The following is a 13,273-nucleotide window of genomic DNA, read 5'->3' on the forward strand; positions in this document are numbered from 1 at the left end:
CAGGCGGGACGTGCCTGCTCCACCACGGCCTGGACCACGTCCAGCGGGGAGACCTCGCGGATCTCCCCGGAGGCACGATCCCGCACCTCCACCACGCCCTGAGCCAGGCCCTTGCCGACCACCACGATGGTGGGCATGCCCAGCAGTTCGGCATCCTTGAACTTCACCCCGGGAGAGACCCTGGGGCGATCGTCGTAGATCACGGTGAGGCCGCGGTCCTCGAGCTGGGTCGCGATGCGCTCGGCCTCCTCGAACGCCGCCTGGTCCTTGCCGGTGGCGACCAGATGGACATCCACCGGGGCGACCTCGCGCGGCCAGGCGAGGCCCTTGTCATCGTGGTAGAGCTCCGCGATGGCGGCCACGGCGCGGGTCACGCCGATCCCGTAGGAGCCCATGGTGACCACCTGGGCCTTGCCGTTCTCGTCGAGCACCTTCAGGTCCAGCGCCTCCGCGTACTTGCGGCCCAGCTGGAAGATGTGGCCCATCTCCATGCCTCGGGTCAGGCGCAGGGGGCCCGAGCCGTCGGGGGCGGGGTCCCCGTCGCGCACCTCGGCGGCCTCGATGGTGCCGTCGGCGGTGAAGTCGCGGCCGTACACCAGGTCGTAGACGTGCTTGTCCTTCTCACCGGCACCGGCCACCCATGCGCTGCCGGGCACCACGCGGGGGTCCACCAGGTAGCGGATACCGCTGGCACCCTCCAGGCCCAGACCCTCGGGGCCGATGAAGCCCTTCTTCAGCACCGGGTGCGCGGCGAAGTCCTCGTCGGTGAAGGGCGCGGCCACCGCCGGGGCCAGGGCAGCCTCCAAGCGCTTCTCGTCCACCTCACGGTCGCCCGGGATCGCGATCACCAGCGGCTCGGTGGAGCCGTCGGGATGGGTGAGCAGGTACACCAGGTGCTTGAGCATCTCGTAGCGGGTCCACTCCCCCGACTCCGCGATCGGTCCCCGGCCGGGGAACGCCTGGTTGGAGAAGTCGGTGAGCGCCGCGATGGTGCTGGCACCGGGGGTGTCCTCGACGTGCATCGCGGGTAGAGCCGCGATCTGCTCCTCCGTGAGGGCCTGCGGGGGCAGCGTGGTGACGGCCTCGACGTTGGCCGCGTAGCCGCCGTCGGAGACCACGAAGGTGTCCTCCCCGATCGGGGTGGGATGCAGGAACTCCTCGGAACGGGATCCTCCCATGGCGCCGGCATCGGCCTGGCAGATCACGGTGGGCAGCCCCAGGCGGTCGAAGGTGCGCTGATAGGCGCCGCGCTGCTTCTCGTAGGAGACGTCCAGGCCGACATCGTCGATGTCGAAGGAGTAGGCGTCCTTCATGATGAACTCGCGCACCCGCAGCAGGCCCGCACGGGGGCGAGCCTCGTCGCGGAACTTGGTCTGGATCTGGTACAGCATCGAGGGCAGGTCCTTGTACGAGGAGAACAGGTCCTTCACCGCGAGGGTGAACATCTCCTCGTGCGTGGGGGCCAGCAGGTAGTCGGCCTGCTTGCGGTCCTGCAGCCGGAACAGGGTGGGACCGTACTCGTCCCAGCGGCCGGTGGCCTGGTAGGGCTCGCGGGGCTGCAGGGCGGAGAACAGCAGCTCCTGACCGCCGATGGCGTCCTGCTCCTCCCGCACGATCTGCTCCACCTTGCGCATCACCTTCAGTCCCAGCGGCAGCCAGGTGTACACGCCCGGGGCGCTGCGGCGGATGTAGCCGGCGCGCACCAGCAGGCGGTGGCTGGCGACCTCGGCATCCGCCGGGTCCTCGCGCAGGGTGCGGATGAACGAGGAGGACAGACGGATCATGGGGCAGGCCTTTCGGTGCGGCGGACGGAGCCGGGTCCATGCTAGCCGCGCCGCCGCACGGATCCGTCCGTCTCATGCGACCATGGGCGCAGGCACCGATTCACGCATCGCACCCGCAACGGAGGATGCTCTGAGCCCCGACGGTCTTCGCCACGGCCCGCTCGGCCGTTCCAACGCCCCGGCCAACGGCGGCGCCGGTCGCACTCTCCCTGACCGACGTCGGCTTCTGCGCGGCGCGGGACTGCTGGGGGCGATGGGCGTGCTGGGCACCGGTGGTGTCGCTGCGGTCTCGCGCCCGAGCACCGATTCCCGCACTGTGATCTCCCTGTGGTCCCAGACCGTGGCCTTCGACGGCGCCGGTGAACGGGTGCTGGTGGGGGCGCGAGGATCAGCCGCGGCACCCGGGGCCGGGGCGATGCCGGGCACGCCGGTGGCCCGTGGCGCGAGCGGGATGCCCGTCTCCGCACTGCAGCCGGGCACCCGCCTGGTGCGCGGACTGAGCGCCACCCACCCGATCGTCCTCGCCTCCGATGCGTTCACGAAGGCCGCACGGCCATGGCTGACCGCTGTGCCCGAGGACCTGCGCGACCTCGCCCGTTCCGCCCTGCAGGACCTGTGGGTGCTCTCGGAGGGAATGCCGGCCCCGGTCGCGGCATGGAGTCCCTCCTGGCGGTACGTCTGGCCGCGGGACGCCGCCTTCTGCGCGGTCGCCCTGGCACGGGTGGGGCATGCGGAACGGGCCGCCCAGATCCTGCTGCACCTGCAGTCCCTGCAGGCGCGCGACGGATGGTTCGAGGCACGGTACGAGCCGTCCACGGGAGCCCGGCCGGACTCCCGGCCCCGCCAGCTCGACGGGACGGGACTGCTGCTCTGGGCGGTGGAGGAGGTGCTGGAGGCCGTGGGGCCGAGGGACCGCGTCGACCTGGCCGGGTCCCTGTCGGACCTCGTCGATCGCTCCACCTCCCTGCTGGTGGAGCTGACCGAGGCCGGGACCGCCCTGCCGCCCGCCACCCCCGACTACTGGGAGGTGCGGGAGAAGCACGTCACCCTGTGGACCATGGCGGCGACGCTGCGGGGCCTGCGTGCGGCGGCCGCGCTCACCGCGGAGTCCCCCGTCTCCCGCGCGGCCGAGAGCTTCGAGGCGCTCCTGCACGGCAGCTTCGGCGCGGCCGGGTACCAGCGGTACCGCACCGGCGGGGGCGAGGACTCGGCGCTGGCACTGTTCGACGCCTCCGGCATGCCGGGCGTCGTGCCCGCCCGGCAGCTGCGGTCCCTGCGCTCACGGCTCTCGCGTCCCGGAGGAGGCATCGCCCCCGGTGAGTCCTGGCGGCAGGACGGGGTCAGCTGGACACCGTCCACCAGCCTGCTGGGTCTCGCACTGGCACGAGCCGGCGATCACGCCGATGCTCACGAGGTGCTCCGCTGGCTGGCGGGCCATCGCACCCAGGTGGGGTCGCTGCCCGAGAAGGTGCTGTTCGACGGCCGACCCGCGGAGGTGGCTCCGCTGGCGTGGACGGCAGCGAACGTGCTGCTCGCGATCGACGCGCTCTGACCGGGGCCGCAGCACCTCCCAGGTGACGGGCATCGACCTCCCGGCGGCACCGCTCGGTCGCGCCGTTCAGCGCAGCGACTCGAGGATCTGCGTCACCGCCTGCGCGGGTGCGACCTGCGTTGTGTCGATCGTGAGGCCATCCTCGGGCGCCGCCAGCAGGGGGACCTCGAGCAGGTCCTGAAGGACGGCGGCATCGGTGAGCTTGCTGCGCTGGGCGCGCTCCGGGGCGTCCACCCGTGAGAGCAGAGCGCCCGCATCGGCCGTGAGCCAGACCGGGACGAACCGTGCCCCGCGGCGATGGGCGAGACCGCGCAGCCGCTCGACGTAGGCGGCGTTGCCCGGTCCCTCCGGCAGCCAGATCGTGAAGACGTGGCTGAAACGGGCCGGGGCCGCCTCGGTGGCCTCGAGCACCACGTCGAGCACCCGGGCGCGGAGGGCATCGGTGTCCGCGAGGGACACCTCCTCGCCGCGGTTCAGCCCGAGGGGCACGAACACGGCATTGTTGACGAGGTGGTTGTCCACCACGATCGCGCCGCAGCGGGAGGCGAGCTCGCGAGCGATGGTCAGCTTGCCGACAGCCGGCGGGCCCACCAGCAGGTACAGGCAGGCGGGGGCACCCTCGCCGGTGGGGGGGCGGAGTCGCGGCGCGAGGACGTCATGGATGCAGTGTAGGGACGCCGAGGATCATCAGTACGGTGGGCGGCATGGACGGACGTGAGAGCTGGATCGAGCAGAACCGTGCCAACTGGGATGACCGAGCGGCGCTGCGGGAGAGCACCGCGGACCACCACCGATCGGCCCAGACCAGAACAGAACAGAGCAGACCAGAACCGAGAAGATCAGAACAGGATCGTGGAGAGCTCTGCCACCTGCTCGAAGCCAGCGGCGGCGTAGGCACGCCGGGCGGGCTCGTTGTAGTCGTTGACGTACAGGGACACGTGGGGCGCGTGGTCGCGGCGCACCAGCGGGACCAGTTCCGCCATGGCGGCGCGGCCCAGGCCCCGGGAGCGGTGCGAGGGCTTCACCCACACCCCGTGGATCTGCGCGACGTCCTCGAACAGCGCCCCCACATCGGCTTTGAACACGACCTCGGTGCCCTCGAGGACCACGTAGGTGCGCTGCTGGTGGAGCAGCTCGGTGACCCGCGCGCGGTAGCCGCGGCCGCCGTCACCGCGCAGCGGGTCCGCCCCCACCTCCTCGCGGAACATGGCCACGGAGGCGGGGAACACGCGGTCGATCTGGGACGGGACCGCTGCACGGAGACCTGCGCCCATCGGCGCGCCCGCCTCTCCCCTGGCCATCAGCAGGGGCTGACTCCAGCGGTGCTCGCGCACCTCCGCTCCCCACAGCGGCTCCAGGTGGGGCCACAGCTGCTCGACGGCCGCCCGCGGGCCCACCACGGAGCTGGCGCGGCGCGGGCGGGCGACGACGTAGCGGCCGAAGAGGTCGATCGCCTCCTCCGAGGCGCTCATCGGGGACAGGTTCACGCCGTCCCACAGGATGCCCTCGGGATCATGGTCCTCCCCGGCGATCTGGAACTCCCGCCCCAGTGCTCCGGCACGGGCGAGCTCCACCAGGCGTGCGCCGCCCAGGGCGTTGACCACGCGGTCGCGCCGGGCGAGGGCGAGGGAGGGGTTCCAAGCGGACGGGCGCAGGGGCCGCACGCGCGCACCGCGCCGGAACATGACCTGGATCAGCCCACCGAGACCGACGGGGCCCCGCCCGCCTCGGCGGACTCCATCTCGGCCGCGATGCGGTTGGCCTCGGCCAGCAGGGTCTCCACGATCTCGGCCTCGGGCACCGTCTTGATGACCTCGCCCTTGACGAAGATCTGCCCCTTGCCGTTGCCGGAGGCGACGCCCAGATCGGCCTCACGGGCCTCCCCGGGGCCGTTGACCACGCAGCCCATGACGGCCACACGCAGCGGGACCTCGAGGTGCTTGAGCCCCTCGGTCACCTTGTCGGCGAGGGTGTACACGTCCACCTGGGCGCGACCGCAGGAGGGGCAGGAGACGATGTCCAGCTTGCGCGGCTTGAGGTTGAGCGACTGCAGGATCTGGTTCCCGACCTTGACCTCCTCCACAGGAGGGGCGGAGAGGGACACGCGGATGGTGTCACCGATGCCCTCGCTCAACAGGATGCCGAAGGCGACGGAGGACTTGATGGTGCCCTGGAAGGCGGGGCCGGCCTCGGTGACGCCGAGGTGCAGGGGCCAGTCGCCCTTCTCGGAGAGCTGGCGGTAGGCCTCCACCATGATCACCGGGTCGTTGTGCTTCACGGAGATGCCGAACTCGTGGAAGTCGTGCTCCTCGAACAGGCCGGCCTCCCACACGGCGGAAGCCACCAGGGCCTCCGGGGTGACACGGTCGCCCTTCATCATGCGCTGGTCGATGGAGCCGGCGTTCACGCCGATCCGCAGGGCGGTGCCGTGGTCCTTCGCGGCCTGGGCGATGTCCCCCACCTGGTCGTCGAAGCGGCGGATGTTGCCGGGGTTCACCCGCACGCCCGCACAGCCCGCCTCGATCGCGGCGAACACGTACTTGGGCTGGAAGTGGATGTCGGCGATCACCGGGATGGGGGACTTCGCGGCGATCGCCTTGAGGGCGTCGGCATCCTCCTGGCGCGGGCAGGCCACGCGCACGATGTCGCAGCCTGCAGCGGTGAGCTCCGCGATCTGCTGCAGGGTCGCGTTGATGTCATGCGTGGGGGTGGTGGTCATCGACTGCACGGTGATCGGTGCGTCGCCACCCACGGCGATGTCGCCGAGGCGCACCTTGCGGGTCTGCCGACGCGGCGCGAGGACGGGCGGCGGCTGCTTGACGGACGGGATGCCGAGGCTCACTGAAGTCACCGTCCCATTATGACCGCGGGCACCTGGGTGCGGGTGGCGAGCTTCGACACCTCCACCGCACCTGCACAGCGGCAGGCCGCAACGCAGAGGCAGGTCCAGCACCGCGGTGGCGGGCCCAGCTACGGGGCAGGCACGCGCCTAGGGGAACAGGCGGATGGGCTTGACGATGTCCGCGTACAGCAGCAGCACCGTCATCACCAGGAGCACGATCGCCACGGCATTGGTCAGCGGCAGCATGCGGGAGATGTCCACCGGCCCGGGATCGGGCCTGCCGCGCAGCCGCGCGATCCAGCGTCGCACCCCCTCCACCAGGGCGCCGGCCACGTGCCCGCCGTCCAGGGGCAGCAGTGGCAGCAGGTTGAACACGAACAGGGCCATGTTCAGCGAGGCCAGCATGGAGATCATGGTGCCGGTCTTCTCCCGCAGCTCGAATCCCGGCTGATCCGCGGCGGCCACCTCCCCGGCCAGACGGGTCACCCCCACCACGCCGATGGGGCCGCTCGGGTCTCGCTCCCCCGGGCCGAACGCGGCCTTGGCGACGTCCACCAGACGAGCCGGCAGGGCGATCACCAGCCGGGCGGTCTGGGAGAGGGTGGACCAGGCCAGCTCCGGCACCGCCGCCGGGGACTGCCGCACCAGGTCCGGGGTGCCGGAGACACCGAGGAAGCCCACCTGCTCGGTGAGCATCGCACCGCTGTCATCGCGCACCACCGCACCGTTCTCGTCCAGCACCGGGCGGGCATCGACGATGGGCGTGGCCTGGAGAGTGAGCTCCTCGCCGTCCCGCTCCACGACCACGGGCACGGTGCGATCGCCCGCGGCGCGCACTGCCGCGGTGACATCCTCCCAGCGGCGGATCTGGTGGCCGTCGATCTCGATCAGGGTGTCACCGGGCCGGATCCCGGCGGCGAGTGCGGGCGCTGCGGGGCGGCCCTCGCAGGAGGTGCCTTCAGGGGCGTCGGCCGGCAGCACGCACTCCGAGACCGCCTGCACCGCGGGGGTCACCGCGGGCAGGCCGATGCCGCAGGCCAGCACCCCGATCAGCAGGACCGACAGCAGCAGGTTCATCGCCGGCCCGCCCAGCATCACGACGATCTTGCGGGGCACGGAGAGGGACACGAAGGTGCGGTGCACCTCGGCCGGGTCGTACTGGGCGGCCTCGTACTCCTTGGCATCCTGCGCCATCTGCTGGACGAAGCCGGTGGAGTCCTCGCGCACGGTGCCGGGGGCGTCCCCGCGGTGCGGCGGGTACATGCCGATCATGCGGACGTAGCCACCCAGGGGGATCGCCTTGATCCCGTACTCGGTCTCGCCACGACGACGGGACCAGACCGTGGGCCCGAAGCCGATCATGTACTGGGTCACGCGCACACCGAAGGCCTTGGCGGGCACCAGGTGCCCGATCTCGTGCAGGGCGATCGAGGCGGCCAGGCCCAGGCCGATGATCACCACACCCAGCAGGGACAGGGCCACCGTCATGGGCGGGACTCCGCGGCGCGAGCAGCGATCGCGGTGCGGGCGGCGGTACGGGCCCACCGCTCAAGGTCCAGCAGCGCCGGAACCCCGTCGGCCGGCTCGACGCGGGGGCGCGCCGGATCGGCCAGCACCGCCTGAATGGTCTCCACGATCCCGAGGAAGGAGAGCCCGCCTTCGAAGAAGGCGGTCACGGCCTCCTCGTTGGCGGCGTTGAGGACGGCCATCGCACCCCCTCCCTCGCGGTGGGCTCCGCGCGCCACCTGGATCGCGGGGAAGGTCTGCTCGTCGACGGGCTCGAAGGTCCAGGACTGCGCGGTGGTGAAGTCCAGTGGCCGGGCCAGGCGCGGCAGCTTCTCGGGGTGGGCGAGCGCCCAGCCGATCGCGTGGCGCATGTCCGGGGGGCTGGCCTGGGCGATCGTGGAGCCGTCCACCAGGGTGGCCATGGAGTGCACGATCGACTGCGGGTGGACCACCACGTCCACGCGCTCCTCGGGCAGGTCGAACAGGAAGCACGCCTCGATCACCTCGAGGGCCTTGTTCACCAGGGTCGCCGAGTTGGTGGTGATCACCGGGCCCATCGCCCAGGTGGGGTGGGCCAGGGCCTGCTCGGGGGTGACCCGGGCGAGCTGCTCGCGGCTGTGGCCGCGGAACGGGCCGCCGGAGGCGGTGACCACCAACCGGTCCACCTGGTCCGATCGCACCCCGGCCAGCGCCTGAGCGATCGCGGTGTGCTCGGAGTCCACCGGCAGGATCTGCCCTTCGGCTGCGCGCGCGGTCACCAGGGCCCCGCCGACCACCAGGGACTCCTTGTTCGCCAGCGCGAGGCGGGCACCGGAGTCCAGCGCCGCCAGCGTGGGCAGCAGTCCGATGGAGCCGGTGACGGCGTTCAGCACCACGTCACCGGGCCCCAGGGAGCCTGCCAGCTCCACCACGGACTCCTCGCCCGCCTTCATCGCAGGGGCGGGCACCCCGGCATCACGGCAGGCCGTTGCGATGGCGTCCTCGACGACCTCGGCGCGGGCGGCATCGGCCACCGCGACGTGCTCGGGGCGGTGCAGAAGCACCTGCTGCGCGGCGAGCTCGGGGCGGCCTCCTCCCACGGCGATCCCGTGCAGATGGGCCACGTCCCGGTAGCGCTGGAGGACCTCGAGGGTCTGGGTCCCGATGGACCCGGTCGAGCCCAGCAGCACCAGGCGCCGGACAGGGCTGCCGGTCACGGCACGGAGGCCATCACGTCCGCCACGTGGTCGAGGTACACGTCCACCACGGCCTCGCGGTAGCCCTCGGCCCCTCGCCGGCGGCGGAAGGCGGCACGGCGCACGTCGTCCACGCTCATCGGGTGGCCCTCGGTGAAGTAGGCGATCAACTGGTCGCACAGGGCGTCGACGTCGGTCCTGTCGTAGGCGGGCTCGCCCTCGGCCGCAGGCGAGAACCGCTCCCCCGCGGGGCGCTCGAGGCGCTCCTTGAGCGATTCGGCGCGGCGGGTCAGCTCCGCCACCCATGCCTCCTCGCCGCGCTCGGCGATGGCGTCGTCACGGGCCTGCAGGGCGAAGGCGTCGGAGAGCCGGTCCAGGGCCTCGTCGACCACCCGCATGTCGTAGCCGCCGCGCTCGGTGCCGAAGCTGACCGAGGAGATGTCGTTGCCGGAGAAACCGGCGTCGCGGCCCTCGTAGGCGGTGCGGGCGCGCGCGAGGAACTCGTCCACCTCGTGCGTGTCGTAGCCGACGCTGAAGCGAGAGACGCGTTCGAACGATGTGCTCACCAGTGGGTCCTTCCTCGGCGGGGTCGCGGTCCCACTGTAGCGGCGTGGGGGGCGCGGTTCGTGCAGGGCGGGCGGGTCATTCCGGCCGGGACGCGACGGCCTCGACCCGAGCCACCCGGGCCTCGCGATCGGCGCGGTGCTCGTCGGTCTCGATCACCTCGGCGGCCAGCTGCCCGCAGGCACCGTCGATGTCCGAACCGCGGGTGTCGCGAATGGTGGCGGAGATGCCGTTGTCCCGCAGGGTCTCCACGAACTTCTTCTCCACCAGCGGGTCCGAGGCCGTCCACTTCGATCCCTTGACCGGGTTCAGGGGGATGGGGTTGACGTGGACCCAGTGGGCGCCGCCGTGGGCGATCAGCCTGTCGGCCAGCAGCTGGGCACGGTGGGCCTGGTCGTTGATGTCGCGGATCAGCGCGTACTCGATGCTGACGCGGCGCCCGGTGGCCTGGAAGTACTCGTGGGCGGCGGAGAGGATGTCGTCCACGTCGTACCGGGTGTTGATCGGCACCAGTTCGTCGCGCAGTGCGTCGTCCGGGGCGTGCAGGGACACGGCGAGGGTCACGGGGATCCTCTCGGCCATCAGCTTGCGCACCGCGGGGGCCAGCCCCACCGTGGAGACGGTGATGTGGCGGGCGCCGATGCCGAAGCCCTCGGGGGCCGGGGCGTTGAGGCGACGGCAGGTGGTGGCCACGGGACGGTAGTTGGCCAGTGGCTCCCCCATCCCCATGAACACGATGTTGGAGACGCGGCCGGTGCCACCGGGGATCTCGCCCGCGGCGAGCATCCGGTTGGCGATCCGCACCTGCTCGATGATCTCGGCGGCGGAGAGGTTGCGGGTCAGGCCCATCTGCCCGGTGGCGCAGAAGGGGCAGTTCATGCCGCATCCCGCTTCGGAGGAGATGCACAGGGTGATGCGGTCCGAGTAGCGCATCAGCACCGACTCCACCATGGAGCCGTCGAAGAGGCGCCACAGGATCTTCTGGGTGGCACCGTGATCTGCGGACTGGCGGGAGACCGGGGTGAGCAGGGTCGGGAAGAACCGCTCGACGAGCTCCTCGCGACGCTCCCGGGGGAGGTCCGTCATCAGCTCCGGATCGGTGGTGAAGTGCTCGAAGTAGTGGACCGAGAGCTGCTTGGCGCGGAAGCCCGGCAGGCCCATCTCCTTCACGGCCTCGATGCGCTCCTCGAGCGTAAGGTCGGCCAGGTGGGCCGGCGGCTTCCCGCGACGCGCCGGCCGCAGCTGCAGCTGCCCGGGCGCCAGGGCGACCTTCTGACCGGGGATCGCCTCACGGGACAGATCGGGGTTCCGGGCCGAGGAGGTGCGCGGCGGTCCGGCGGGATCGCGGTGCGCACCGGGCTCGGCAGCGGTGGAGGAGGTCGGGGGCTGAGCGTTCACGGAAGCAGGATCTCCAGCATGATGTAGGTGGTCGGCGCGGCCAGCAGGATCGAGTCGAGCCGGTCCAGCATGCCGCCGTGCCCGGGCAGCAGGTGCCCCATGTCCTTGATGCGCAGATCGCGCTTGAGCAGGGATTCGGCGAGGTCGCCGCCGGTGGAGACGACCACCAGCACCAGTCCCAGGATCGCGCCGATCCACCATGCCTCATCCAGCACGGTCACCGTCATGATGATCGCGGCGGCCGCCCCTGCCACGAGGGAGCCGGCGAAGCCCTCCCAGCTCTTCTTGGGGCTGATGCTCGGCGCCATCGGGTGGGAGCCGAAGAGCACTCCGGCGACGTAGCCGCCGGTGTCGTTGGCCACCGGGACCAGCACCGCCAGCAGCACCAGCCACGGCCCGCCCTCCTGGGCGAACAGCAGCAAGATGAAGCAGCCCAAAAACGGCACCCAGGCCAGCGCGAACACGCCACCGGTCACGTCGCGCAGAGCGGTCAGGCCCATCGACTCGCTGACCCGCCACAGGATCAGCACGCACACGACAGCGGCGGTGGAGACGATCAGCCCGCCCACACCGTAGGAGACCGTGGAGACCACCATGCCGATCACCCCCACCAGCAGGGGGACAGCGGGGACCCTAAGCCCCCCGTGGGACAGGGCGCGGGTCAGCTCCAGCATGCCCAGGCACAGTGCGATCGCCACCACCACCGGGAAGGCCCGAGGCACGGCGAACACGGCACCCAGCAGGATGCCTCCCATGACCAGTCCCACCGCGATCGCGGCGGGGAGGTTGCGGCCAGGGCCGCGCCGCTTGGCGTGGACCGCCGGCACCTCGGGGTCCGTCCGGGGCGCGATCAGCCCGGCCGGCGACCCGAGCGGACCCGCGGGATCACCCGCCGTCGCCGCCGGGACCGCCTCGAGGGTGCTCGAGGCGGCCTCACGGCGCGAGTCGGCGGTCACAGGGCGGCTCAGGACGACGACGGGCAGCGCCGTCAGATGGTCTCGAGCTCGGTCTCCTTGGCCGCCAGGGCCTGATCCACCTGCTCGACGTACTTCTTGGTGAGGACGTCGAGGTCCTTCTCCGAGCGCACGCCCTCGTCCTCGCCCACCAGCTTGTCCTTGACCAGCTTCTCGAGGGCCTTCTTGGCGTTGCCGCGGGTGCCGCGAACGGAGACGCGGCCGTCCTCGGCCTTGGTGCGGGCCAGCTTCACGTACTCCTTGCGGCGCTCCTCGGTCAGGGCCGGCAGCACGATGCGCAGGTTGTCACCGTTGTTGGTGGGGTTCACGCCCAGGTCGGACTCGCGCAGGGCGGTCTCCACCGCTGCCATGGCGGTCTTGTCGTAGGGGGTGACGATGACGGTGCGCGCCTCGGGGAAGTTCAGGGAGGCCAGCTGGTTGAGCGGGGTGGGAGCGCCGTAGTACTCCACGTTGATCCCCTGGAACATCGCCGCGTTCGCACGGCCCGTGCGGATGGTGGTGAACTCCTCCTTGGTGACCTCGACGGACTTGGCCATCTTCTTCTCGGCGTCCTTCAGGATGCTTGCGATGTCGTCGCTCACGGTGTGCTCCTCGAATCGTTGGGGTGGTGGGTCCATTGTCCCGCAAGGAGCGGGCGGCGGCGGGACTCAGCCGCCGGTGACGACGGTGCCGATGCGGTCGCCGCGCAGGGCCCGGGTGATGTTGCCCGGCTCATCGAGCCCGAACACCATCATCGGCTGGCTGTTGTCCATGCACAGGCTGAAAGCGGTGGCGTCGACGACCTTGAGGCCGCGCTGGAGGGCCTCGCTGTAGGTGACGGCCGCGAGGCGCTCGGCCTGAGGGTCCGTGCGGGGGTCGGCGGTGTAGACGCCGTCCACGCCATTCTTGGCCATCAGCACCTCCTCGCAACCGATCTCCAGGGCGCGCTGCACGGCCACGGTGTCGGTGGAGAAGTAGGGCATGCCGGCGCCGGCGCCGAAGATCACCACGCGGCCCTTCTCGAGGTGACGCACGGCGCGCAGGGGGATGTACGGCTCGGCGACCTGCCCCATCTCGATCGCGGTCTGCACCCGGGTGCTCACACCCCGCTGCTCCAGGAAGTCCTGCAGGGCCAGGCAGTTCATGACCGTGCCCAGCATGCCCATGTAGTCGGCGCGCCGACGGTCCATGCCGCGCTGGGAGAGCTCGGCCCCCCGGAAGAAGTTGCCGCCGCCCACCACGATCGCGCACTGCACGCCCTGAGCGACGCCCTCGGCGATCTCGCCGGCGATGCGGGAGACGACATCGGGGTCCACACCGACCGCTCCGCCGCCGAAGGCCTCGCCGGAGAGCTTCAGCAGCACTCGCCGACCGTCGGCCCGCCTCGGCATCACAGGGATCGGGGAGGTGATGGTCTGGGTCATGTCAGTCCTTCCGCGCGCGTGGTCCTGGGCGATGATACCGGCGCGGGGGGGGGGGGGGGGGGGGGGGGGGGGGGG

12 protein-coding genes are annotated in these 13,273 nt (G+C 71.5%); 1 reads left to right on the top strand and 11 read right to left on the bottom strand.

Annotated features, from left to right (window positions below):
- A partial coding sequence (locus tag M4D54_RS12840) for a proline--tRNA ligase (RefSeq protein ID WP_193865391.1) occupies positions 1-1,784 on the bottom strand: 1,784 nt, incomplete at its 3' end.
- A gap of 82 nt (positions 1,785-1,866) precedes the next feature.
- Between M4D54_RS12840 and M4D54_RS12845 the strand changes: the two genes are divergently transcribed.
- Positions 1,867-3,336, top strand: coding sequence for a hypothetical protein (locus M4D54_RS12845; protein ID WP_259891929.1), 1,470 nt, complete (start codon positions 1,867-1,869; stop codon positions 3,334-3,336).
- A gap of 66 nt (positions 3,337-3,402) precedes the next feature.
- Here M4D54_RS12845 and M4D54_RS12850 read toward each other — a convergent pair whose 3' ends face one another.
- The 10 genes from M4D54_RS12850 to pyrH form a co-directional block, all read right to left on the bottom strand.
- Complete coding sequence (locus tag M4D54_RS12850) at positions 3,403-3,927, bottom strand: AAA family ATPase (RefSeq protein ID WP_259891931.1); 525 nt, start codon at positions 3,925-3,927, stop codon at positions 3,403-3,405.
- Positions 3,928-4,175: 248 nt separating this feature from the next.
- Positions 4,176-5,000: a DUF4081 domain-containing GNAT family N-acetyltransferase gene (locus M4D54_RS12855; protein ID WP_259792739.1), complete on the bottom strand. Its 825-nt coding sequence runs from the start codon at positions 4,998-5,000 to the stop codon at positions 4,176-4,178.
- Positions 5,001-5,029: 29 nt separating this feature from the next.
- Positions 5,030-6,187, bottom strand: a complete 1,158-nt coding sequence (ispG, locus tag M4D54_RS12860; RefSeq protein ID WP_193865395.1) for a flavodoxin-dependent (E)-4-hydroxy-3-methylbut-2-enyl-diphosphate synthase — start codon at positions 6,185-6,187, stop codon at positions 5,030-5,032.
- Between the two features lie 138 nt (positions 6,188-6,325).
- Positions 6,326-7,666, bottom strand: a complete 1,341-nt coding sequence (locus tag M4D54_RS12865) for an RIP metalloprotease (protein WP_259891933.1) — start codon at positions 7,664-7,666, stop codon at positions 6,326-6,328.
- Positions 7,663-8,880, bottom strand: a complete 1,218-nt coding sequence (gene dxr, locus M4D54_RS12870; protein WP_259891935.1) for a 1-deoxy-D-xylulose-5-phosphate reductoisomerase — start codon at positions 8,878-8,880, stop codon at positions 7,663-7,665. The genes M4D54_RS12865 and dxr overlap by 4 nt, the downstream gene beginning before the upstream one ends.
- The gene (locus tag M4D54_RS12875) at positions 8,877-9,425 is read right to left on the bottom strand and encodes a DivIVA domain-containing protein (protein ID WP_193865398.1); all 549 of its coding nucleotides are present in this window, start codon (positions 9,423-9,425) and stop codon (positions 8,877-8,879) included. The genes dxr and M4D54_RS12875 overlap by 4 nt, the downstream gene beginning before the upstream one ends.
- Positions 9,426-9,501: 76 nt before the next feature.
- On the bottom strand, positions 9,502-10,821 hold the full coding sequence (rlmN, locus tag M4D54_RS12880; RefSeq protein WP_396121501.1) for a 23S rRNA (adenine(2503)-C(2))-methyltransferase RlmN: 1,320 nt from the start codon (positions 10,819-10,821) through the stop codon (positions 9,502-9,504).
- Positions 10,818-11,777: a phosphatidate cytidylyltransferase gene (locus M4D54_RS12885; protein WP_259891937.1), complete on the bottom strand. Its 960-nt coding sequence runs from the start codon at positions 11,775-11,777 to the stop codon at positions 10,818-10,820. The genes rlmN and M4D54_RS12885 overlap by 4 nt, the downstream gene beginning before the upstream one ends.
- Positions 11,778-11,809: 32 nt before the next feature.
- Complete coding sequence (frr, locus tag M4D54_RS12890) at positions 11,810-12,376, bottom strand: ribosome recycling factor (RefSeq protein WP_193865400.1); 567 nt, start codon at positions 12,374-12,376, stop codon at positions 11,810-11,812.
- Positions 12,377-12,442: 66 nt separating this feature from the next.
- Positions 12,443-13,198, bottom strand: coding sequence for a UMP kinase (gene pyrH / locus M4D54_RS12895; RefSeq protein WP_193865401.1), 756 nt, complete (start codon positions 13,196-13,198; stop codon positions 12,443-12,445).
- Positions 13,199-13,273: the final 75 nt, after the last annotated feature.

It is taken from the genome of Brachybacterium sp. p3-SID1565, from assembly GCF_025143785.1.
Classification (GTDB): Bacteria; Actinomycetota; Actinomycetes; order Actinomycetales; family Dermabacteraceae; genus Brachybacterium; species Brachybacterium epidermidis.